Source organism: Flavobacterium sp. FG139 (genome assembly GCF_057809695.1).
Genome location: NZ_JBMDKL010000002.1, coordinates 79,999 through 102,477 on the forward strand (window position 1 = coordinate 79,999; position 22,479 = coordinate 102,477).

The 22,479-nt window shown below is 31.3% G+C and carries 22 protein-coding genes; 10 read left to right on the forward strand and 12 right to left on the reverse strand.

Going from position 1 to position 22,479, the window contains the following annotated elements; genetic code table 11:
- Nucleotides 1-10: 10 nt before the first annotated feature.
- The 10 genes from ACODSI_RS01785 (at nucleotide 11) to ACODSI_RS01830 (ending at nucleotide 9,420) form a co-directional block, all read left to right on the forward strand.
- Nucleotides 11-1,264, forward strand: coding sequence for an efflux RND transporter periplasmic adaptor subunit (locus tag ACODSI_RS01785; RefSeq protein WP_488915129.1), 1,254 nt, complete (start codon nucleotides 11-13; stop codon nucleotides 1,262-1,264).
- Nucleotides 1,265-1,336: 72 nt separating this feature from the next.
- Entirely contained in the window at nucleotides 1,337-1,564 is a 228-nt protein-coding gene (locus ACODSI_RS01790; RefSeq protein WP_488915130.1) for a dodecin family protein, read from the forward strand.
- Nucleotides 1,565-1,629: 65 nt separating this feature from the next.
- On the forward strand, nucleotides 1,630-3,027 hold the full coding sequence (gene lpdA / locus ACODSI_RS01795) for a dihydrolipoyl dehydrogenase (RefSeq protein WP_488915131.1): 1,398 nt from the start codon (nucleotides 1,630-1,632) through the stop codon (nucleotides 3,025-3,027).
- Nucleotides 3,028-3,257: 230 nt separating this feature from the next.
- Complete coding sequence (locus ACODSI_RS01800) at nucleotides 3,258-3,908, forward strand: hypothetical protein (RefSeq protein WP_488915132.1); 651 nt, start codon at nucleotides 3,258-3,260, stop codon at nucleotides 3,906-3,908.
- Between the two features lie 133 nt (nucleotides 3,909-4,041).
- Nucleotides 4,042-4,428: a SpoIIAA family protein gene (locus ACODSI_RS01805; protein ID WP_488915133.1), complete on the forward strand. Its 387-nt coding sequence runs from the start codon at nucleotides 4,042-4,044 to the stop codon at nucleotides 4,426-4,428.
- Between the two features lie 23 nt (nucleotides 4,429-4,451).
- Nucleotides 4,452-4,913 carry an MgtC/SapB family protein gene (locus tag ACODSI_RS01810; protein WP_488915134.1) on the forward strand — a complete coding sequence of 154 codons (462 nt, stop codon included), beginning with the start codon at nucleotides 4,452-4,454 and terminating at the stop codon, nucleotides 4,911-4,913.
- Nucleotides 4,914-4,944: 31 nt separating this feature from the next.
- Complete coding sequence (locus ACODSI_RS01815) at nucleotides 4,945-5,676, forward strand: ZIP family metal transporter (RefSeq protein ID WP_488915135.1); 732 nt, start codon at nucleotides 4,945-4,947, stop codon at nucleotides 5,674-5,676.
- A 12-nt stretch (nucleotides 5,677-5,688) separates the two neighbouring features.
- A complete protein-coding gene (locus ACODSI_RS01820; RefSeq protein ID WP_488915136.1) occupies nucleotides 5,689-6,366 on the forward strand; it encodes a DUF1345 domain-containing protein in 678 nt (225 codons plus the stop codon).
- Between the two features lie 12 nt (nucleotides 6,367-6,378).
- The gene (locus ACODSI_RS01825) at nucleotides 6,379-7,260 is read left to right on the forward strand and encodes a bestrophin family protein (RefSeq protein WP_488915137.1); all 882 of its coding nucleotides are present in this window, start codon (nucleotides 6,379-6,381) and stop codon (nucleotides 7,258-7,260) included.
- A gap of 39 nt (nucleotides 7,261-7,299) precedes the next feature.
- The gene (locus tag ACODSI_RS01830; RefSeq protein WP_488915138.1) at nucleotides 7,300-9,420 is read left to right on the forward strand and encodes a heavy metal translocating P-type ATPase; all 2,121 of its coding nucleotides are present in this window, start codon (nucleotides 7,300-7,302) and stop codon (nucleotides 9,418-9,420) included.
- Nucleotides 9,421-9,482: 62 nt separating this feature from the next.
- On the opposite strand, the gene ACODSI_RS01835 is transcribed toward ACODSI_RS01830, so the two are convergent.
- The 12 genes from ACODSI_RS01835 to ACODSI_RS01890 all read right to left on the reverse strand — a co-directional run bounded on the left by ACODSI_RS01835 (nucleotide 9,483) and on the right by ACODSI_RS01890 (nucleotide 22,120).
- On the reverse strand, nucleotides 9,483-12,533 hold the full coding sequence (locus ACODSI_RS01835; protein WP_488915139.1) for an efflux RND transporter permease subunit: 3,051 nt from the start codon (nucleotides 12,531-12,533) through the stop codon (nucleotides 9,483-9,485).
- Nucleotides 12,534-12,536: 3 nt separating this feature from the next.
- On the reverse strand, nucleotides 12,537-13,451 hold the full coding sequence (locus ACODSI_RS01840; RefSeq protein ID WP_488915140.1) for an efflux RND transporter periplasmic adaptor subunit: 915 nt from the start codon (nucleotides 13,449-13,451) through the stop codon (nucleotides 12,537-12,539).
- A gap of 5 nt (nucleotides 13,452-13,456) precedes the next feature.
- Nucleotides 13,457-14,617 (reverse strand): hypothetical protein, encoded by a 1,161-nt coding sequence (locus tag ACODSI_RS01845; RefSeq protein WP_488915141.1) that lies wholly within the window; start codon nucleotides 14,615-14,617, stop codon nucleotides 13,457-13,459.
- A gap of 94 nt (nucleotides 14,618-14,711) precedes the next feature.
- A complete protein-coding gene (locus tag ACODSI_RS01850; RefSeq protein ID WP_488915142.1) occupies nucleotides 14,712-15,134 on the reverse strand; it encodes an EamA family transporter in 423 nt (140 codons plus the stop codon).
- A gap of 146 nt (nucleotides 15,135-15,280) precedes the next feature.
- Nucleotides 15,281-16,303: a YncE family protein gene (locus tag ACODSI_RS01855; protein ID WP_488915143.1), complete on the reverse strand. Its 1,023-nt coding sequence runs from the start codon at nucleotides 16,301-16,303 to the stop codon at nucleotides 15,281-15,283.
- 48 nt (nucleotides 16,304-16,351) lie between these two features.
- Nucleotides 16,352-17,125 (reverse strand): phosphatase PAP2 family protein, encoded by a 774-nt coding sequence (locus ACODSI_RS01860; RefSeq protein WP_488915144.1) that lies wholly within the window; start codon nucleotides 17,123-17,125, stop codon nucleotides 16,352-16,354.
- 12 nt (nucleotides 17,126-17,137) lie between these two features.
- On the reverse strand, nucleotides 17,138-17,425 hold the full coding sequence (locus ACODSI_RS01865; RefSeq protein ID WP_488915145.1) for a hypothetical protein: 288 nt from the start codon (nucleotides 17,423-17,425) through the stop codon (nucleotides 17,138-17,140).
- A gap of 140 nt (nucleotides 17,426-17,565) precedes the next feature.
- Nucleotides 17,566-18,429, reverse strand: coding sequence for a hypothetical protein (locus ACODSI_RS01870; protein ID WP_488915146.1), 864 nt, complete (start codon nucleotides 18,427-18,429; stop codon nucleotides 17,566-17,568).
- 72 nt (nucleotides 18,430-18,501) lie between these two features.
- The gene (locus ACODSI_RS01875; protein WP_488915147.1) at nucleotides 18,502-18,948 is read right to left on the reverse strand and encodes a PepSY-like domain-containing protein; all 447 of its coding nucleotides are present in this window, start codon (nucleotides 18,946-18,948) and stop codon (nucleotides 18,502-18,504) included.
- Between the two features lie 100 nt (nucleotides 18,949-19,048).
- Nucleotides 19,049-20,320: a sensor histidine kinase gene (locus tag ACODSI_RS01880; RefSeq protein ID WP_488915148.1), complete on the reverse strand. Its 1,272-nt coding sequence runs from the start codon at nucleotides 20,318-20,320 to the stop codon at nucleotides 19,049-19,051.
- Nucleotides 20,317-20,997, reverse strand: coding sequence for a response regulator transcription factor (locus ACODSI_RS01885; protein ID WP_488915149.1), 681 nt, complete (start codon nucleotides 20,995-20,997; stop codon nucleotides 20,317-20,319). Before ACODSI_RS01885 ends, ACODSI_RS01880 begins: the two co-directional genes overlap by 4 nt.
- Nucleotides 20,998-21,076: 79 nt before the next feature.
- Nucleotides 21,077-22,120: a phosphatase PAP2 family protein gene (locus ACODSI_RS01890; protein WP_488915150.1), complete on the reverse strand. Its 1,044-nt coding sequence runs from the start codon at nucleotides 22,118-22,120 to the stop codon at nucleotides 21,077-21,079.
- Nucleotides 22,121-22,479 lie beyond the last annotated feature (359 nt).

Sequence of the window (22,479 nt, forward strand, 5' to 3'; positions counted from 1 at the left end):
TTTAAAAAAAATGAAAACTTTAAAAATAAAATATAAGAATTACTTTTTGATTGCAATTTCCTGTTTAGCAATAATTTCTTGCGGTAGTAAAGAAACTAAACTAGATGAAACCGAAGAAAAAGTAACAACCGATGAAGCACCAACATCAATTGCATCACTCACTGCCGAACAAATAAAAACAGTAGATGTACAATTTGGGTCTATTGAACAAAAACAATTAACAGCAACGCTCAAAGCAAATGGAGCGTTGCGAGTACCCAATAATAACAAAGCAAATGCAACATCGCTTTATGGTGGTGTGGTCAAAAGCATTACGGTACAATTAGGAGATTTTGTAAAAAAAGGGCAAGTAATTGCTACAATTGCCAATCCTCAATTCATACAATTACAAGAAGAGTATTTGAGCACCTCAAGTAAAATAATCTTTGCCGAACAAGAAGTCGCAAGGCAAAAAGAATTAAATGCAGGAAATGCAGGAGCATTAAAAAATTATCAAAATGCCGATGCTGAACTAAAATCAATGCGCACTCGCAGAGCATCATTACAACAACAAATTCAACTGATGGGTATTAATCCATCAAGTTTAAATAATAGTAATTTGCGCTCTGCATTAACGGTTACAAGCCCAATAAGTGGTACAATAAGTAATGTGTTTGCAAAAATCGGAAGTTATGTTGATGTATCGTCGCCTGTTGCCGAAATTGTAGATAACTCTCAATTGCATTTGGATTTGAATGTTTTCGAAAAAGATTTACCAATGTTAAAAGTTGGGCAAATTATTCATTTCAGAATTACCAATAATTCTAGTGAAGATTATAACGCCAAAGTATATTCAATAGGTGCTTCATTTGAAAACGATAGTAAATCAATTCCTGTTCACGCCACAGTTCAAGGTAATAAATCAGGATTAATAGATGGTATGAATATCACTGCCATAGTAAGTTTAAATAATGTTACAACAAGTGCAGTTCCTAATGATGCTATCGTGAGTGCAGAAGGCAAAGATTACATTTTTGTTGTTACCAATAAAAAAGCCGAAGAAGAAAAACCTGAAGAAGGCGAAGAACAAAAAGAAACTGAAACAAAAGGTAAAGAGCAAGATGCAAAAAATACCAACTTTGAAAAAATTGAAGTAGTTAAAGGTGTCTCAAATTTGGGTTATACTGCAATAACTTTAGTAAAAGATATAGCAGCAAATGCTAAAATTGTAACCAAAGGAGCGTTTTTTGTAAATGCTAAACTAACCAATAAAGGAGAAGAATAAAACAACCAAGAAAGGCAAAACGAAAGTTTTTCCTATATTTAAACCTTTAATTAATCTTAAAAAAACCAAATTATGGCAGTAGTAAAAGTAATCGAAGTTATTGCAACTTCGGCAATCGGAATTGAAGATGCAATTCAAAACGCAGTTACAGAAGTTTCTAAAACCATTCGCAACGTAGATTCGGTATACGTTAAAGATACCAAAGCGCACGTAAAAGATGGAAAAGTAACAACCTATGGCGTTATTTGTCAAATCTCATTTAGAATCGATGCTGGTGTAGATTCAGAACCATCAGAATAAAAAGCTTCAGGCATAAGTAAGATTATGCCTGATTTTTTTTTTTACTTAATTAAAAATTTAACTTTATGCAATACAATTTAGCAATTATAGGCTCTGGACCTGGCGGATATGTAGCTGCCATTAGAGCCGCGCAATTAGGATTAACCGTTGCCATTATAGAAAAATACAACACATTAGGCGGTACTTGTCTTAATGTGGGCTGTATTCCATCAAAATCATTATTGGATAGTTCAGAACATTTTTTTAATGCCAATCATATTTTTGCCGAACACGGAATAAAAATTGGAACTCCAGAAGCCGATATTAATCAAATGGTTACCCGAAAAAACGGAGTAATCAAAAAAATAAATGACGGCATACATTATTTAATGAGTAAAAATAAAATCACAGTTTATAACGGTTTGGGTTCTTTTATTGATAAAAATTCCATCAAAATTGTAAAACTTGACAACACCGAAGAAACTATTACAGCCGACAACATCATCATTGCAACTGGTTCTAAACCAACTGTTTTGCCATTTATTCCTTTAGATAAAAAAAGAATTATAACTTCTACCGAAGCATTAAGTTTGTCAGAAATACCAAAAAGCCTAATCATCATTGGTGCAGGAGTTATTGGTGCCGAAATGGGTTCAGTATTTGCACGATTAGGAGCAAAAATTACATTTGTAGAATTTGCCGATAGTCTGATTCCAACAATGGATAAAACAATGGGGAAAGAATTGCAAAAATCAATGAAGAAAGATTTTTCGCCAGAATTTTATTTTAATCATAAAGTTGCAAAAGTTGAAAACCTAGGTAGTGAAGTAGTAGTAACCGCAGATAATAATGGACAAATTATTGAACTTAAAGGCGATTATTGTTTGGTTGCCATTGGTAGAAAGCCTTATACCGAAGGATTAAATTTAGAAAGTTTGGGTATTGAGTTAGACAAAGGACGAATTCCAGTTGATGAAAAAACATTACAAACTAATATTCCGAATATTTATGCCATTGGTGATGTAATTCGGGGTGCAATGTTGGCACACAAAGCATCAGAAGAAGGTGTATTGGTAGCCGAGATTATAGCTGGACAAAAACCACATATTAATTATAATCTGATTCCAAATGTAGTTTATACTTGGCCAGAATTGGCATCGGTTGGACAAACCGAAGAGCAATTAAAAGAACAAGGAATAAATTATAAATCGGGAAGTTTTCCTTTTAAAGCATTAGGTAGAGCAATAGCAAGCGGAGACGAAGATGGTTTAGTAAAAGTATTAGCAAATAGTGCGACAGATGAAATTTTAGGCGTTCATATGATAGGTGCAAGAACAGCAGATTTAATAGCAGAAGCTGTACTAGCAATGGAATATAGAGCCTCTTGCGAAGATGTAATTAGAACAAGCCACGCACACCCAACCTATACAGAAGCATTTAGAGAAGCCTGTATGGCAACAGATAACAAGGCGATACATATTTAAAAAACGAATAGTATGACAAACATTTCAGATCAAACCTGAAAATAGTAAACATAATCAAACCAATACAGAAATAGATCAAGAATATTAAATGGTATTTTACATTTAAAAATAGCAAAAAAATGAATAAATACTTGATAGTTTTATAATTCTGAGCTATTAATCAAACAAATTACAGCGTATGAGATTTACACATTCAACAATATTTTAGTATCAACTTAAAAATCAATATCATGAAGAACGTAATTTTAAAATCAACATTCATTTTTTCGTTTCTATTCATTACCTCAAATCATATTATAGGACAAACAAAAAGGACATTTGAAGAAGATGGTCCAAATAAATTTGAATTTGTTGTGGTAGCTAAATTAGGAACATTAAAGTATCAGGAAACAGGAAATGTAGCTCTTAATGGATTTACAAACAGTGCTGACATTTTGTTTTCAAAAAAAATTAATAAAAAAATAAATATCTCAACGGGTATCGGATTAATTGAGTTTGATGGTAACAGAATAGCGTTAGGCACAACTTCAAGTATAAAAAACACTTATTTGCATTTGCCTTTAAATTTAAAAAGTAACATCAATATATTTAAAGATAAAGCTGACTCTAACATATTTTTATCAGTAGGGTTAGGTTTATATGGAAATACTTTATTAAAACAAACTGTTGAAACGACAAGTGGAAATTTTAACGATAAAAATTTAGGTTGGAATATTGGTTTTTCAACTCAACTCGGTATAAAATTTAAAGCATCTGATAAATTAAATTTAGGTGTTGGGTATGAGAGTCAAAGTGACTTATTTAAAATGAAGAAAAATAATATTGAACGAAAAATTGAAGCATCAAATTCAATCTATTTTTCATTTGGATTAATTTTATAGGAATCAAAACATTCATGTCTACAATTACAATGTGGATATCGATATGGTATTTCAAAATTTTATATGATTTATACAAACAGTTAGTAATAGTTTTTTGATTAAAAACTACTCAAAACTTTAAAATATTTGAATTATGTTACAAATGTTAGACTTTACTGGAAAGAATGTTATAGCTACTCGTGCTAATGACTTACTAGGAATAAAAGACTACGAAAAGATTCATCCGTTTATCCACAATATAATAAATACAGGTAAAAAAGTCCGCTGGTATTTTGAAATGGATGATGATTCGGAATCTGAATCAATAGGTTTTTGGGAAGATGGTGAAATTGAAATAAACTACGGCAGTATGAAATTTATACATTCAGAAGATATAGAGACTATTGCTATTGTTGGTGATAAAAAGTGGAAAAAGTGTATGCAGTCAATAATGAAACCATTTGTAAATGCTAATTTGGTTTATTTTGAAATGTCAGAAAGGGAAAAAGCGAAAGAATGGATTATTAATAGTACAAAGTAAAATGAAAATAAATCTGCAAAATTATGGATGTTACTTTTGAATTAATTATCGTTTCAAAATTAATTGTTTCCTTTTTATTAGGAGCATTTATAGGTTTAGATAGAGAAAAACACGGTCGTGATGCAGGAATAAGAACCTATGCAGCCGTTTGTATTGGAGCAACTATGTTTACAAGCATAACTGCTCATTTAGTAAATAATCCGTCAGATACATCAAGAGTAATTGCCAATATTATTACTGGTGTTGGTTTTCTTGGAGCTGGAATTATTTATCGTAATTCTAGCACAGGAGCATCAAAAGGGTTAACAACAGCAGCAACTGTATGGTGTACATCAGCTATTGGCGTTGCTATTGGAGTAAATATGTTTATAATAGCAATTGTAGGTTCAATGTCTTTGTATTTTTTACTTTCATTGCATCATCAAAAATGGTATTTAAAATGGAAAGAAAAAATGATTCACAAACATAATCAAGAAGATGAATAATTAAAATATTAAGTTAATTTAAAAATAATATATGACAAACATTTCAGAAGTCTATTTATACGCGTTAATTCCACTTATTTCAATACTTTTTGGAGGAATTGTAGGATTAATAAAAACACCTAGTGAAGCATTTAAAAGTTCTGTGCTTCATTTTGCAGGTGGTGTGGTTTTCTCGGTGGTGGCAGTAGAATTATTGCCCGAAATTATCAAAAATCATAAACCTGTAGAAGTTGGTATCGGTTTTAGTTTGGGAATTTTAACAATGCTATTGATAAAATACTTTGCAGAAAAATTTGAAGAAAAATCAGAAGCAAATAAAAAAAAGAATGCTTTACCAATAGGCTTATTGGTAGTATTAGGCATCGATTTGGTGATTGATGGTTTGTTACTCGGTGTAGGTTTTGCCGCCGGAAACACCGAAGGGATTTTACTGTCTGTCGCATTAGCATTTGAGGTATTTTCATTAGGTTTAGCCGTAGTTTTAGCTTGCGCCGATGCCAATATATCCAAACAAAAAAACCTAATGATATTACTAGTATTAGGTTTACTATTCTTTGTAGGTGCCATTATAGGAATTACACTTTTATCAGGTTTATCACAAGAATGGTTAGAACTAGTTTTATCCTTTGGGCTTGCCGCTTTGTTATTTTTGGTAATCGAAGAATTATTAACCGAAGCACACGAAGAAAAAGAAACTTTATTTCAAACCGCAATGTTTTTTGTTGGGTTTCTTATATTTTTAATAATTGGAATGATAGCGTAAACATTTAAAATAATGGAGAATAACAGCAAACATCATTGGATTGAAAAAATAACGGGTTCTAAAAAATTAATTATTTCTTCAATACTTTCAATAATTATATTTAGTTTATTGTTTTATTTAAATGTCAATTTTAATAATCGTATTATTTTAAGTTGGGATGCTTTTTGTATATCAATGTTATTTTTCAGTTGGACACTTTTTTTCTCAACACAAGCCCACGAATTGTGTCACATTGTTGCAAAACAAGATGAAAATATTAAAATCATATTTGGGATTGTGGTTGTTGCTGTAATTTTTAGTCTTTTTGGAACTTTGGCATTAATAACTGAAAAAAACTATGTAAATCAATATAAACTTTTTTATTCTATTATTTCAATCTCACCAGTTGTATTTTCGTGGACACTTTTGCACACAACATTTACAATTAGATATGCTCATTTATACCACGACCATAACGAACTCAATACAGGTACTAATATTGGTGGTATAAAATTTCCCAGCAAAACCAAACCCGATTATTTAGATTTTGCCTACTTTTCGTTCGTAATAGGAATGACTTTTCAAGTTTCAGACATTGTAATAACTTCAAGAACAATTAGGCGTTTTGTTTTATTTCATAGTTTAATATCTTTTTTATTCAATACAATCATTGTGGCACTAACAATAAGTGCAATTTCAAACTTAAAATAAAAATATTTTCAAATGTTATTAAATAAAAAAATATCTCTCTGGTACTTTCTAAATCAAATAAAATACCAACTACTACTAATTATTTGTTTTGCCATATTTGTTGGTTTTTTAGATACACATCCAATTTTTACAAACATTATATTACCATTGCCAATAGTGGCAATAGTTGGAACTGTAGTTTCATTACTTTTGGCTTTTCGTACCTCACAATCTTACGATAGGTGGTGGGAAGCACGCAAAATTTGGGGAGCAATTGTAAATGATTCTCGCACCTTTGTGCGACTCCTAATTCAATTCAATTCAGGAACCAATTTTTCTGAAATTAAATTATTTACTGAACGACAAATAATATGGACTTATGCACTTGGCGAATCGTTAAGAAGACAAACTTATTCAAAAAAAGTAAAAGAATTTATCGAGTTAAATAACATTGAAGCATCAAATATTCCAAATGCTTTACTTGATGCTCATGCAAACCAGTTAAAAAAACTTGCGAAAAAAAATAGCCTATCAGAATTGCAATTGATGCAACTCAATACAACTCTTAACAATTTTTGTGCTAGTATGGGCATGTGCGAACGAATAAAAAATACAGTTTTTCCAAAATCATATAGTTTGGTTTTACATACTCTTATATATATATTTACCTTTCTTTTACCTTTTGGCTTAGATGATTCTCAAATTGTTATCGAAATAGTTTTAACAATACTATTACCAACTATTTTTCTAACTATAGAAAAAACAGCAATACTAATGCAGGACCCATTCGAAAATACACCAACAGACGTTCCAATTACTACAATTGCACAAACCATAGAAATAAATATATTGCAAATGATAAACGAAATTAATATCCCTAACATCCAGCAACAAAAACTTTATTACCAGATGTAAAAAATAGTAAATTTAACTCTTAATTTTAAATAATAAATCATGAAAAATACAGACCCAAAACACAAACATATTTTTGACAAAAACGGCAAACAAATTTGTTGTACTCAAGAAGAAAAAATAAATCTTTTGGCAGACAAAAAAACCAAAAACAAACCAAAAAAAGACAGTTGCTGTGGCGATGACGAACCTGTAAAAGCACCTCATAAACACAATGACAATCACGAGGACGGACACGACCACGATGCACACAGCCACGACGAACATTCAGACGATGACGGACACGACCATTCAGGCACAGACCAAACAATGTTTCAAATGTTCTTGCCAGCAATCATAAGTTTTACATTATTACTCATTGCAATTGCTTTCGACAACTATTTTACTCAAACTTGGTTCACAGGTTGGGTGCGTATTGGTTGGTACATTTTGGCATACCTTCCTGTTGGTTTTCCTGTGGTTAAAGAAGCATTTGAAAGCATTCGCAAAGGCGAAATATTTTCAGAATTTCTATTAATGTCAATAGCAACAATCGGAGCATTTGCCATTGCCGAATTTCCTGAAGGCGTTGCCGTAATGCTATTTTACGCCATTGGCGAAATTTTTCAAACCTTGGCAGTGCAACGAGCAAAAGCCAATATTAAAACCTTACTCGACCAGCGACCAGACGAGGTGACTGTTCTTGAAAACAATGTAGCCAAAACCATCAAAGCATCAACCGCAAAAATTGGCGATATTATCCAACTCAAAGCAGGAGAAAAACTGGGTTTAGATGGCGAATTACTATCAGATACGGCTTCATTCAACACAGCCGCACTCACAGGCGAAAGCAAACCCGACACCAAACTAAAAGGCGAAACCGTTTTAGCAGGAATGATAAACCTAAACACTATTGCACAAGTAGAAGTTACAACCGCTTACACCGATAGTAAATTATCAAAAATACTTGAAATGGTGCAAGATGCCACCGCCAAAAAAGCACCAACCGAATTATTTATCCGCAAATTTGCTAAAATATATACCCCAATAGTGGTAGTATTGGCGATCTTAATTTGTGTTTTACCTATGCTTTTTGTCGATAATTATGTGTTTAGAGATTGGTTGTACCGTGCATTAGTTTTTTTGGTTATTTCGTGTCCGTGTGCATTGGTTATCAGTATTCCATTAGGCTATTTTGGCGGAATTGGTGCAGCAAGTAAAAACGGAATATTATTCAAAGGTTCAAGTTTTCTCGACATAATGGCATCAATTCAAGTCGTCGTTATGGACAAAACAGGAACGCTAACCAAAGGAGTTTTTAAAGTTCAGAAAGTAGTAGCAATTGATATTCCCGAAGCCGATTTAGTAAAATTCACATCAGCACTCGAAACCAAATCAACACATCCTGTTGGTACTGCAATAATCGAATATGCAAAAGGAACAGAAAAAAACGCAACTGTTACCGATGTTGAAGAGATTGCAGGACACGGACTAAAAGGAAAAGTTGACGGAAACGAAATTTTGGCAGGAAATATCAAACTGATGAAAAAATTCAATATCAGCTACGATGCCGAAATCGACAATACACCTTTTACAATTATTGTTATAGCAATCAATCAAAAATATGCAGGATATTTTCTAATTGCCGATGAAATCAAAGAAGACGCAAAACAAGCCATCGAAAGTTTACATAAAATAAACATCAAAACCGTTATGCTTTCGGGCGACAAACAAGCCGTTGTAAATGCAGTTGCAACAGAACTAAACATAGATTTAGCACACGGCGATTTATTACCCGAACACAAAGTAGAAAAGGTCGAAGAACTAAAACTTCAAAACCTAAAAATTGCTTTTGTGGGCGATGGTGTAAACGATGCACCAGTAGTTGCTCTTGCCGATGCAGGAATTGCAATGGGTGGTTTAGGAAGCGATGCCACAATAGAAACCGCTGATATTGTAATTCAAAACGACCAACCATATAAAATCTTTACTGCTATTAATATTGGCAAGAAAACAAAACAAATTGTTTGGCAAAATATAGGTTTAGCATTTATTGTAAAAGCAATTGTTTTAGTTCTTGGCGCAGGAGGTTTAGCTACAATGTGGGAAGCCGTTTTTGCTGATGTTGGAGTAGCGTTATTGGCTATTTTAAATGCGGTTAGAATACAGAGAATGAAATTTTAGAGTTAATTATTATTCGATAATTAAAGGGTGTTTGTTTTAAATAACAAGCATCCTTTTTTAATTTATTCCAAATGCTTAAAATGTTTCTCATTTTTATAAACCCGCGCTAAAAAACTTGGTAGCACTATCAATAACAAAGGCATTGCAATAATAAAACCACCAATTACGGCTATCGCTAAAGGTTGATGCAATTCTGAACCAGTTCCTATTCCTATGGCTAATGGTAAAAGAGCTATAATAGCTCCCAAAGCGGTCATTAGTTTTGGTCGCAATCGGGTTGAAATAGAATAAATAATGGATTCATTTACATTTCGTGTCAGTTTGAAGGTTTCTCTAAATTGAAGAAAAGTGAAAATAGCATTTTCTGCAATTATACCTACAATCATAATGATTCCTGTATAGCTACCAACATTTAATGGCGTTCCTGTTATAAAAAGCAACAAATAACTACCAGCTATTCCTAAAACAGAGATTAAAAGAATCACTAATGCTACTCTAAAATCTTTAAAAAGAAATAAAATTACTCCAAAAACCAACAAGGATGAAGTGATTAAAATCAGTAATAATTCTTTAAAAGATTGTTGTTGGTCTTTATAAGCACCGCCATATTCTATATAATATCCTGAGGGAAGATGCACTTCAGCAGTTACTTTATTTTGAATTTCTTGCATTACACTACCCAAATCTCGATTGTCCAATCGTCCTGTAATGACACTCATCATTTGAAGGTTTTCTCGTTGAATTTCGGCGATTCCCTTTTGAACGTTTATAGTAACCAAATTAGTTATGGGTACTGATTGTCCGCTCGGTAAAAAAAGTTTAAGTTGCTTAATATCTTCCAAACTTCGTTTTTGTCCATTGGCATAAATCAATCGTATGGGAATAATACGTTCGTTTTCCAACAAGCCGCCGACCACATTACCTTCGAGAGCGGTTTGCAATTGAAACTGTAAGTTACTAGGTGTAATTCCGTATTGCGCCAGTTGTTTGTAATTGGGCTCAATATTAATAGCTGGTCCAGCCAAAACAATACCGTCAAAAACATCGGCGGTACCTTTTACTTTTTCTACAATGGCAGCAACTTGTTTGGCTGTTTTTTGCAAAATTATTTGATTGCCTCCATAAACTTTTACCTCAATTGGAGAAACCGAACTCATTAAATCGCCCAACATATCGCCAATTACTTGACCAAAATCTATACGCAATGCAGGCTGTGTGGCTTCTACCCTAGCACGAATTTCATCTATAACGGCATTACTGGTTTTATTTCTGTCTTTTTTTAATTGAATTAAATAATCTCCACGATTAGGCTCAGTAATAAAAAAACCCATTTGTGTACCTGTTCGTCTGCTATAAGCGTCAACCTCGGGGATACTGATGATTATTTTCTCTACTTCTTTCAGCACTCTGTCGGTTTCTTCTAGTGAAGTTCCTGGTGGACTTTCATAATCTAAAACGATGCTTCCTTCATCCATTTCAGGTAAAAAACCAGTTTCTAAATTGGGAAGTAGTATAAAAATAGAAAGTAATAGTAAAACACAAAATGAAATACTGAAGATAGGTTTTTCGATAAAAAAAGACACCCATTTTTGTGTTGGAACATCATGTGACTTTGTTTCTCTTCCTAATGTATAACTATTTCCTTTTTTAGTAAGTAACAAATAAACTACTGGAAGCAATAACCAAGTTACAAAAAAGGAACAAACTAAAGTGATAATCATAGTATCGGTGAGTACTTTAAAATAGGCTCCAGCTACACCACTCATTAATACAAAAGGAATAAAAATCACAATAGTACTTATAGAAGAACCCAACATGGCAGGAAATAAATAATGAATGGCTTTTTGCAAAAGCGAAACGGTGGGTTCACTTGGATGTTCTTCGTGGGTTCTATGTATTTGCTCCACAACAACAATGGCATCATCAATAATTAATCCTAAAGCTGCTGCTATAGCTCCTAAAGTCATAATATTAAAAGTAGCGCCAGTTAAGTATAAAACAATTAGCGTGAGTCCCAAAGTAACTGGAATTACAATCAAAATAGTAGCACTTGCTTTAAACGATTTTAAGAACAAAACCGCTACAATTAGGGCTAAAAGCAATCCAATTAATAAACTGTCGGTAACACTTTTTACAGCGTCATTTACAAAACTGGCTTGCTCATAATACGGTTTGATAGTAACGCCTTTGGGTATGATTTTTTTTAAGGCAACCAACTTGTCACTCATAGCATCCGAAATTGCAATTAAGTTAGAATTGGGTTGTTTGATTACCGCAATTAAAATGCTTTCATTTCCGTTGGCATTGACTTTTATGTATTCTTTTGCTTCTCTAATTTCAACTTCAGAAATGTCTTTAAGAGTAACAATTCCTTTTCCGTTGTTGAGAATTACTAGATTTTCAAGTTCTTCTTTTTGATCTACTTGAGCATCAGTTATTGTCAAATACAAATAACGATAATCGGCTAAATAACCATTGGATTTTATAAAATTAGTCTGGCTCAATACTTGCGAAACAGCATCGGGCGTGATACCAAGAGCTGCCATTTTATTAAAATTCAACGACAACCAATATTCTTTTTCTTTACCGCCAATAATTCTAATTTCGGAAACACCATCAATTTGTGAAAGAAATGGTTTTATAGTATAATTGGCAATTTTTTTTAATTCTAAAGCCGATTTTCCTCTGCCTTCCATGGCATATCCAATTACGGGTAGAATGGACGGATTCATCTTCTCAACGGTTATTTGAGTGCCCAGCGGAAGATTATTTTGAATTTGATTAATTTGTTCTTCAATACGCGTTTTACTCAAATCAATATCCGATTTCCAATCCATAAAAGCCGATATCTCACAACTTCCTCTGCTGGTGGTGCTTCGTACCGTTTTTAAATCTTGTACTTTTTTAATCGCATTTTCAAGTGGTTTGGTAACCGTAATCATCATTTTATCGATAGGTTGTTGTCCTGCATCGGCAATAATTTTTATTTTCGGAAACGTAATTTCTGGAAACAAACTAGTTTGCATTTTGGAATACGTAAAAATTCCGCCCAAAATAATCAGGAAAATTATTGTGCTTAAACCATTTTTATGCTTTACAAAAAAAGTATTCATACTTTAATTTTTAATTACTTTCACTTTAATGGTATCATTTACGCCATAATTACCTGTCAATAAAACTTGATCTTTATTAGTTAAAATAGGCCAAAGAATTTCTATTTTAGTATCAGTTTCAATTCCTTTTTGAATTGGAATTTTTACAGCCGTATTGGTATTAATCAGTTTCATAATCCAAAAATGAGATTCTGTTTCATCACTTAAAACGGCAGCTTTTGGCAACGAAATAGTATGAGAATTGGACGATTTATTAATCTTCACTTTCACAATTAAATTCTCAGGAATATCTTGTTTGCCATCAATTTTTAAAACTACATTTTGAGTTTGAGAAACTGCATCAACAGTAGGCATAAACTTTTGAACAGTACCAGTTCTGGTAGTACCATCGGGCAAAGTAATTGGAAACGATTGACCAACGGCAACATACTTTTTAAGCTCGTAGGGCAAACTTAATAAAATACCAAAGCTTTTAGTATCATTAATAGTCACCAATGGATCGCCATCTTGAATGTAATCGCCTTGTTGTACACTTATTAAGATTACAATGCCATTAGTATTGGAACGTACTTTGATAGCTCCGCCAAAATTTAAGGTAGGATCAATTTTATTGATAGTATTTCCCAATACTTTTGCCTCTCGAGTTTTTATTGAAAATAATTCTTTGCCATTGGTAACAAAATCATTAATAGCAACATTGACCGAATTCAAATATCCAGTGGCATTGGCTTTAATAACATTTTTGACTAAATAAGTAGCCGTTCCATTCAACTCAACGTAGTCCTCCAATCCACTAGTAGTAATGGTGGTTAGTGTTACTGGAATACTAGCATCAATATCCTTTTCAGGTGCTTCCGTTTTTTTACAAGCGGTAAACGATAACAGCAATATGGCATAAAATAGAACGTGTTTTTTCATACTATTTAGTTATTTGTACTCCAATAATTAAGGTCGTTAATAATTTGAAGTTTAGTGACTTTATTTTGAGAAATGGTATTGTTAATCGTAATTATATTTCCTATTGCAATTACAAAATCGGTAATTTGAGCATCACCTGTGAGTAATAATTTTTTATCAGCTTCTATGAGAGCCTCGGCTACTTGAAGTTGTAACTGCAATTGTTTTTCTACCTGATTGGTTTGTTCTAATTTTTGATTCAGAAGCAATAATTGTTGATTATACTGACGATTGAAATTATTTTTGTATGCCAAATTAGTGGCCAAAGCAACTTGATTTTTTTGATGTAATAAATCTCTTTGATTACCATCATAAATGGGAATTGAAAGCCCCAAACCAACACTAAAACCAAAGTTCTTATAGCCTTGACTGTAAAAACTAGACAAATAACCCGCATCACTTAACAAATTTAAGGCTGGTTTGTATCGATTATCAATAAGTTTATTTTGATTTAAAATCTTCAAACTGTCTACTTCAAATTGCTGTATAAAAATACTTTTACTAGTGCTTTTACTATTTGTTAAAGAAATATCAGGTTTTTTCAAATTTATATAAGTGGTATCCGTTACTCCGCATAGATAATTAAGCAAACCTAAATCATTTTGATATTGTTGTTGAAGCTGCAATACTAATAATTCCTGTTGTTTTAATGATGAAAGAAAAATTAAATAATCGGTTTGTTTGTAAATGGAATTTTGAGTCAGTTTTTTTAAAATGACGGCTTCGTCTTTGAGTAAGGAACTCATTTTTTTGTTATACTCAATTTGTTCGGCACTTCCAGAAGCGGTAATATATTGTGACGCTACAATTCTATTCAAATCCTTTAACGCAATTTTTTTATTTAAAACCAAAGCATCTTTAAGCAATTTAAAACTTTCAGATTGCGACTTGATTTGATTTTTTCCGATGATTCTTTTATTTACTCCAACCAATCCTGCAATCGATTGACCATTAGTAACCGCACTATCATAACCAAATCCGTTTAGACTTGGTGAAAAATTGGCATTCAAATTTCCAGTAACTTGTGGTTTGTACAATGCTTTGTTGAGCAAACTATCCAATGAATTGGACTTGATTTGATTCGATAAATCAGTTACTAATGGAGAGTTAGCTTTTGCTTTTTCCATATAAAAACGTAAGTCCTTTTCTTGTGAAAAAGAAAGTAGGCTACATAAAAAAAGTAAAACTAAAAAAGTGCTTTTCATTATTTTGAAATTTATTCTATTTCAGTGTCAAAACTAATATTCCTCCAATAATCAGCAACCCTCCAACAGCAACTTTCCAAGTAAATTGTTCATTAAGGAAGAAAAAAGAAAGTGCGAGAGTGATAATGATACTTCCCTTATCAATTAATGCAATTTCAGAAACACTACCTATTTTCATTGCTCTATAATAAAATATCCAAGAAATTGTAGTTGTGAATCCAGAAACACCAAGTAATAAAATATCTCTTTTTGTGAGGTTTCCAAAATCTTTGGTAGTATTAAATACTAAAATATTAAGCCAAATTAAAAAAAACACAAACGAAGTTCGCACGGCTAAACCGGTATCCGACGCTACATTTTTTAAACCTGCCTTTGCAATTACGGATGTCAATCCTGCAAAAACCATTGATAGGAGTGCAAAAAGCTGATATTGTTTCATTATTAATTAATTTTCAATGGACTAATGATGAAGGTTTTATGGTAAAAAGCGTAAGTCCTTTTCTTGCGAAAAAGACTTAACACCAAACAAAAAAAGCATGAAAAAATATTTAATTTCTTTTGATATAATTAAGGCAATTCGACTACTTATTTGATAGCACTATCTACAACCAAAACAACAAATGAATTTGGAGTCAAACTCGCTCTTGGCTTTGGGTTTTCAGTTGTTGGATCTGGTTTAGCACCAAAATCAGCAGTTGATAAATACAATTGACTAGTGGTTCTATTCAAAGCAATTGTTCGTGCTCCTTTTTGAGTTTCCACGGTTTCTAATACCGAAAAACTATTGGCATTATCTTCTTTTACTACAGTAATTGTTCCAATTCCGTTAGAACTAAAAACAAGTTTTTTCTTAGGATCAAATGCCACGCCATCACAACCATCATCAATAGGTAATGTTTTAATTATTTTACCATTTGAGGCATCAACAATGATCATTAAATTATTTCCACAAACCGAAAATAATCGGTTGGTTTCCAAATCAATTGCCAATCCAGATGGTTCGTCACCAGGCGCAATACTCCAAGTTGCTGTAACTTCTAATTTAGTGGCATCAATGGTTTTAATTTGGTTTTTATCTTCAATATTTACATAGATCAAACCTTTGGTATTAGTCACCGAAAATTCTGGTTTTCCTCCAAGCGGAATTGTTTTTATTACTTTATTAGTAATAGCATCAAGAACTGTTGCATCATTAGATTTAGCATTGTAGGTAAACACTTTTTGAGAAAATTGGTCATATAAAACCGCATCTGGTTTCTGTCCTTCAATGGCAACTTTTTCAATTAGTTGAAACGTTTTCAAATCAACAACAGCGACAGCATTCTCTTTACCGCAGGTTATAAAAGCTTTATTTAAATCATAAGCTACAGCAATTCCGTGCACACCTTTTGTATCTAAAATTGTAAATAGTGTTTTATCTGATTTCAAATCAATCACATTAACTACGTTTCCATGAGAAACAAATAAATGTTGATTGACATCATCTACCGCTAAATAATCCCAACCTTCATCGCCAGCGATACTTATTTTTTTGGAAACTTTATAGGTTTGACCGATGCAGCTGCTAATACAAAAGCAAGCAAATAGAATAGATATTATTTTTTTCATAGTTTTATAATTTAGTGTAAATATCCGAATTAGTTTTAATTTAAATAGTTATTTTAGATTTAAAATCATGCCTACGCCCATTTGATTTCCATTATAAAAAGGAGCTACCATTCCAGTAGTTCCATTTTTTTGTGAGTTAAAAATGTGTTTATTTACATAAGGAAAAATCCAATAAGCCACCTTAGTACTCAATATTCCAATACCAGCACCTGCAGCTACATCGGTTAACCAGTGTTTGTTGTTGTAAATTCTGAAGAATCCTGTTCCTGTGGCTACAATATATACTGAAATTCCATACCAAACAGAAACATCTTTATACTCTTGCCACAAAAACTCTGCACCTGCAAATGCAGTCGCTGTATGTCCAGATGGAAAAGAGTTAAAGCCACTTCCATCTGGTCGTTCTATTTTGGTTAAATTTTTTAATCCATAGGTTGTAGTTCCCATAATTAAATAAGAAGTTGCCAAAATGATACTTCTATCACGCAAGTTATTTTTTCCTTTTATTCCTCCTAAATTTAAAGCATAAACCGATACTGCTGGAACATATTGTGAGAAATCATCAATTGTAATTTTCTTATCTATATTTTCGGTTACTTCATTTCTAATATCAAGATTTACACCTTTTAAAGCATCACTTTCAATACCAATAACACCATAAGTAATAAGTGCTGTTGGTATAATTAATTGTTTATAATTAAATTTTATGTTTTCATTTTTTGAATCACTTATACTATCTTTTTTTATAATTTCTTGAGCATTCGTTGTATTAAACAAGAACATAATTATAAAAAGGTATATACTTTTATTTAATATTTTCATTTTTCTAAATTTTTAATCAGCTGTTTCTCCTTTTGTTGATAGTTCATTATCGATATTCACTCCACCTTCGTAACGAGGATTTACTATATTATTAAAAATAGAACCAAATGTATAACGCACTCCAATTTGCATTGAATAGCTAAAATTAGTTAGTGTTTCTCTTTGTTTCAATATAATTTGTTCTGGAGTTAAACTTTGTGAACTCAAAGAAAGTTGGTTATTGATTAATGAAGCGTTTCCTGTAATGTTAAAAAATAAACCTTTTGCTACTCTAAAATTTACTTGATTAACTAAATCCAATCGATAAGCTTTGGTGTGGTTCAAATAATCGGAACCAGTAAGTGTAGAAGATATATTCCCCCAAGGTGCAATATGAGTATAAGTAACATCTACTATTTGATTGAATAAAAACTCGTTCGTTTTATCAAAAACAGTGTTATTTATATAAGTGTTGTATAGTGGTTTAGTCTATATTTAAAAGTAAATAAATCATTTACAGATTGCGTGTACGGAAAAACATCATATTCAATTCCCGATGCAATGGAGAATTGCGATTTTACATTACTAAAAGTTGAAGCATAAAAAGCAGGTTCTAAACCTAAACTCCAATGGTCATCAAGACTTTTTACTATCAAACCTTTTAAATTTTTTATAACTGTTGATCCTGTAAAATTATAAGTTGCAGTTTCATAATTGTTACTTCCATAACTTAATCCTGCCGTCAACCTTGTTTTCCATTGATCTGTAATTCTTGCAGCACTAAAAGAACCATCAGCAGACAAAACTTCCGAAACTTTATCACCACTCAAAAAAGTATTAGCGGTTGCGGTATATACCCAATTCTTGTATTTATCAACACTTTGTTCTACTAATTTGGTTTTATCGGTATAATCAAAAGCCATATATTTTTGTTGTCCGTTTAATGCTAAATAAGGCATTAATCCCATTGTAATTACATTGGTTAATTCATCACGATTTTCACGATTACTATTTTCTACTTTTGCAATATATTGTAGTGTATCGTTTTTATTTTCAAATTTTTCGTGCCCTAAAAAGCGAACACTATATTTCATTCCACCAGATGCTGTTGGTTGTGAGTTGATAATAATATGTACTTGCGATTGTTTTTGATCACGAACATAATCTATATACCAAAGCTTAACTTTGATGTAATTCTCACTTTCTGTAGCTCCATCTAAATAGACACGCAAATAATTATTTTTAGGTAAACTATCGTTAGATTGCGCAAAAACATTGCTGTATATTGTGGTAAGCAATAAAGTAAAAAGAACTATTTTTTTCATTTGAGTAGGTTTTATTAATAGATTAAAAAAAGGGCAACAAGTAAAATGTTGCCCATTAACTAACTCAAATAATTAATCTCCTTCAACGATTTTTATAAATTTTCCGTTTGCATCAAATAAAACATCGTATGATTTACCATCTTTTCCAATTTCAGCTTCATAGGTAACTACATTTTTATCATCAGTAATTTTTGCAGCTTCAGTAATTTTACTTTTTGGGTAATTTGTTTTTACATAATCTAATACATTTGCAGGAAGTTCAGTCGTTTTAATAGTTATTTCAACTCCCTTTTTGTGTCCTTTTTTATCATAAACTGCTGATGCATCGCTTCCGTTTATTTTAAATTCCGCTTCAAAGTCGCCATCTTCCATTCCCCATTTTACTTTTTTACCAGGAAAGTCTTTTGTAAATTGCGTTTTTACAACATCTGGTACATTTACTTTTTTTGATTTTGCTTCTGTTTGTGCAAACGTTGTTAGACTAAAAGCGATTGCCATTGCTAAAAATACTTTTTTCATTTTTTTAGATTTAAAAGTTAATTGTTTTTAATTTTATAGCACAAATATTAAATGTAATTCTATTTTAATTCTATGCTAAAATGGTAGTAAATCAGTTTTTTTATTTAAATGTTATAGTAAAACGATGTCTATAAGTAATAAACTTATATTTTAACGACAATCCGCTTACTTCGGCTATTTCATTTGCGATTGCTAGACCTAATCCTGTAGATAAATGAGAGGTAGAATTTTTTTGAAAACGTTTAAAAAGTAATGCCATATTAAGCGGTTCTTCTTTGCCTGTATTGTGTATGGATAAACTATTGTTTTTAATAAAAATAATAATACTTCCTCCTTCAATATTATGTCTAATCGCATTTTGAAACAAATTATTAATAAGTACCAAGAATAAATCGGCATTCATATTGATGAAAAAATCTTCTTCAATGTTTTTTAGCACTTTAATTTTATTCGCTTTTATATGCTCTTCAAATAAAAGTAATGATTGATTTATAATTTTAACTACTGAAACATTTTCTGTAGTTTTAAATTGTTTATTTTCAATTTTTGTAAGTAATAATAATGATTTGTTTAATCGTATTAATTTAGAACAAGCATCGTCAATAGCAATAATTAGTTCTACTTCATTTGCTTTTAAATTAGCAGATTGAATGAGTAAATCTACCTTCGATTTTATTACTGCTAACGGTGTTTGAATTTCGTGGGAAGCATTTTCTGTAAATTTCTTTTGACTATTATAGTCCACAATCATTTTATCCATCATTTCAGTAAGCGAATTATTCAAATCCTTAAATTCTGTAACAGTTGTTTTAGAAAATTCTGGGACATCATTATCGCTGGCACGAAAAGTTTTTAACGAACTTATCGTTTTATGGAAAGGTTTCCATAAGGTTTTAGCAACTAGAAGATTAATACATAAGGAAATTAAAAATAATAAAAATAAAATAATTGTTATCAAGTAAAACAATCCAACTTTCAGTTCGTCATACTCAAGTGTGCTTCGCCAAATCTTAATTTGATAATTTGTATTTCTTACCGATACAATAGAACTAATCATTCGATGTTCAGCCATTTCATCTTCTTGCTTATCAAGTATCAAAGTGTCCGAAAACATAGTTTTTGTTCCGTTTTTAAATTGGCTTCGTCTAATTTTTTCAATTTGAGCTTCTTTACTTTTTATAATAAGACTTAATGACACAGTATCATTATTTTTTAAATAATGTTCTACTTGAATTTTTCGATTAAGCAATAATTCATTATTACTGTCTTTAACCTCTTTTGTAATTACGTAGTAGCAAACAAATCCCGATAAAATTAAAATCGGAATACTCAATAGTAAATAGTATAAACTGGTTTTTGCAAGTAACTTCATTCGTGTGTTTTAAAATTATAACCTATTCCGTATATGGTTTGCAAGTAATCTTCACATTTTTTGTCTAATAATTTTTTGCGAAGATTTTTTACGTGATTGTATATAAAATCAAAATTATCAAGTCTATCAGCATTATCACCCCAAAGATGTTCTGCCAAGGCATTTTTACTAACAACTCTGTTTTTATTTGCAATAAAATAGAGTAATAAATCATATTCTTTAGAAGTCAAAATCACGTTTTTATCATTCACAAAAACACTTCTTTCTACTGGCAAAATTCTAATTTCATTGACAGTGATTTCTAAATTTCCATCAAAACTTTTACGTCTTATTAGTGCTTTTATTCTCGAATTCAATTCCGATAAATGAAACGGTTTTGGCAAATAGTCATCGGCACCAAGATCTAAACCATAAATTTTATCATCAAGCGAATTTTTGGCAGAAATAATAATAACTCCTACTTTAGACTTTTTTAGTTTTATTTCCTTTATTAAATCCAATCCAGAACCATTAGGCAAAGTAATATCGACCAATATACAATCGTAATCGTAAATTGCTATTTTCTGTTCAGCCTTTCCGTAATCTGACGCTATTTCAACTACATTTCCTTCCATTTCAAAGTATTGCTTGATACTTTTCTGCAATTCGGGTTCGTCCTCAATTAATAAGATTTTCATAATATAAATGCTTTATTTAGAGTTAGAATATGATTTCCAATAAAAACCATAAAATTAATCAAGATTTACAAACATTGGTTTAAAAAACCATATTTACTCCTGCTAATATGTAATTTTGATTTGAACTAAAAGAATAATTAAACTTGGGCTGAAACGTTTTTAAATCACCAACATTATTGTTTTTTATTTCTGTAATTCTTGATTTAACAATGCTTTTTCCAATTATATATCCCATAAAAACAGCAATTGGATAATCGGAAATCCAATGTACTTTGCTTTGCAACATTTCAAAACCCATTAGCCCCATTAGTCCAAAACCAACTGGTTTTATCCATTTTACTTCTTTATAATTTTCAGAAAGTATCATTACAGTAGTCATTAACGTAGTAATATGTCCCGAAGGCATTGCATCATAATATGGAGTGTTTTTTTGATAAGCGGTAAACGAAGGAAAGAAATTCCAATCACCACCTTTATTTCCATTTTGCTCTGCAATAAATGGACTTTCACGGCCTGTAATTCGTTTTATTGGTTGTACTAACAATCCTGAAGCAATTAATCCTTCCATCAATTCACTTGAGGTATGTATCGCTCTATAATCATCATTAGACAAACCATAAACCAATAATCCTCCACCAACCAAAAGTGCAGTAAAGCCGTTACCAACTCTATAAATTCCAGAATTTATATTTTTGGGAAACATTTTTAAAGGTCCTGAATAAGTATGATTTTCTTGCAATCCTATTTGTTGACCAAAGTCTCTCGAACCGTTTATTATTTGTTGGTCAATCGGAAGTAATGCAGCTGTAGTCCCAACCGAAGCACCAAACCAAATTAAGTTATTTTTTTGTATCAGCATACTTCCCATTAGTCCAAAATCGTGAGGCACTTTTGTAATGAAATCAAAGAATTTAGGTTTTGAATATTGATACGTTAAATTATAATTTATTTTAAACTGTTGATAGTTTAAATTTTCAATAATTGGTTTTGTAATGGTGTCTTTTGCTTGTGCTTTTATACTTGAATAACATAGAATAAATGAAATTACAATCACAATTTTTCTTATGCTAGCATTTTTATCAAACAAAAATTTAAAAGTACATTTTAATTTATGATCTCTCATTTTCTATGTCGTATGTAATTTAATCGAAAATAATTTCGGTACAATTTTATAAACTAAATCTATTTCAATTCTATGGTAAGTAAGATATTATTAGTATTCTGAATTTTTAAACTGAAACAATAGATTTCAAATAGATTTCAGATAGAATTGAGGTAGAATGAAAGCCTACTATTGTAGTACTATTAATTAAAATACAATAAGATGGTACATTTTCTTAATCATATCTTTGAATTTCAAATTTTACTGTTCATTTGTGTATTAGTGTTTTTTTGGGTTTTAGAATTTTTTATTTTCTCTCAAAATATAAAAACCAAACTTTCTCATACTTTTTTAAACGCAAGGTTCTTGTTTTTTGTAAT

Excerpts from the sequence above, each read along its gene's own strand:
- ACODSI_RS01785 (WP_488915129.1), top strand. The coding sequence starts at position 11 with ATGAAAACTTTAAAAATAAAATATAAGAATTACTTTTTGATTGCAATT.
- ACODSI_RS01790 (WP_488915130.1), top strand. The coding sequence starts at position 1,337 with ATGGCAGTAGTAAAAGTAATCGAAGTTATTGCAACTTCGGCAATCGGA.
- lpdA (WP_488915131.1), top strand. The coding sequence starts at position 1,630 with ATGCAATACAATTTAGCAATTATAGGCTCTGGACCTGGCGGATATGTA.
- ACODSI_RS01800 (WP_488915132.1), top strand. The coding sequence starts at position 3,258 with ATGAAGAACGTAATTTTAAAATCAACATTCATTTTTTCGTTTCTATTC.
- ACODSI_RS01805 (WP_488915133.1), top strand. The coding sequence starts at position 4,042 with ATGTTACAAATGTTAGACTTTACTGGAAAGAATGTTATAGCTACTCGT.
- ACODSI_RS01810 (WP_488915134.1), top strand. The coding sequence starts at position 4,452 with ATGGATGTTACTTTTGAATTAATTATCGTTTCAAAATTAATTGTTTCC.
- ACODSI_RS01815 (WP_488915135.1), top strand. The coding sequence starts at position 4,945 with ATGACAAACATTTCAGAAGTCTATTTATACGCGTTAATTCCACTTATT.
- ACODSI_RS01820 (WP_488915136.1), top strand. The coding sequence starts at position 5,689 with ATGGAGAATAACAGCAAACATCATTGGATTGAAAAAATAACGGGTTCT.
- ACODSI_RS01825 (WP_488915137.1), top strand. The coding sequence starts at position 6,379 with ATGTTATTAAATAAAAAAATATCTCTCTGGTACTTTCTAAATCAAATA.
- ACODSI_RS01830 (WP_488915138.1), top strand. The coding sequence starts at position 7,300 with ATGAAAAATACAGACCCAAAACACAAACATATTTTTGACAAAAACGGC.
- ACODSI_RS01835 (WP_488915139.1), bottom strand. The coding sequence starts at position 12,533 with ATGAATACTTTTTTTGTAAAGCATAAAAATGGTTTAAGCACAATAATT.
- ACODSI_RS01840 (WP_488915140.1), bottom strand. The coding sequence starts at position 13,451 with ATGAAAAAACACGTTCTATTTTATGCCATATTGCTGTTATCGTTTACC.
- ACODSI_RS01845 (WP_488915141.1), bottom strand. The coding sequence starts at position 14,617 with ATGGAAAAAGCAAAAGCTAACTCTCCATTAGTAACTGATTTATCGAAT.
- ACODSI_RS01850 (WP_488915142.1), bottom strand. The coding sequence starts at position 15,134 with ATGAAACAATATCAGCTTTTTGCACTCCTATCAATGGTTTTTGCAGGA.
- ACODSI_RS01855 (WP_488915143.1), bottom strand. The coding sequence starts at position 16,303 with ATGAAAAAAATAATATCTATTCTATTTGCTTGCTTTTGTATTAGCAGC.
- ACODSI_RS01860 (WP_488915144.1), bottom strand. The coding sequence starts at position 17,125 with ATGAAAATATTAAATAAAAGTATATACCTTTTTATAATTATGTTCTTG.
- ACODSI_RS01870 (WP_488915146.1), bottom strand. The coding sequence starts at position 18,429 with ATGAAAAAAATAGTTCTTTTTACTTTATTGCTTACCACAATATACAGC.
- ACODSI_RS01875 (WP_488915147.1), bottom strand. The coding sequence starts at position 18,948 with ATGAAAAAAGTATTTTTAGCAATGGCAATCGCTTTTAGTCTAACAACG.
- ACODSI_RS01880 (WP_488915148.1), bottom strand. The coding sequence starts at position 20,320 with ATGAAGTTACTTGCAAAAACCAGTTTATACTATTTACTATTGAGTATT.
- ACODSI_RS01885 (WP_488915149.1), bottom strand. The coding sequence starts at position 20,997 with ATGAAAATCTTATTAATTGAGGACGAACCCGAATTGCAGAAAAGTATC.
- ACODSI_RS01890 (WP_488915150.1), bottom strand. The coding sequence starts at position 22,120 with ATGAGAGATCATAAATTAAAATGTACTTTTAAATTTTTGTTTGATAAA.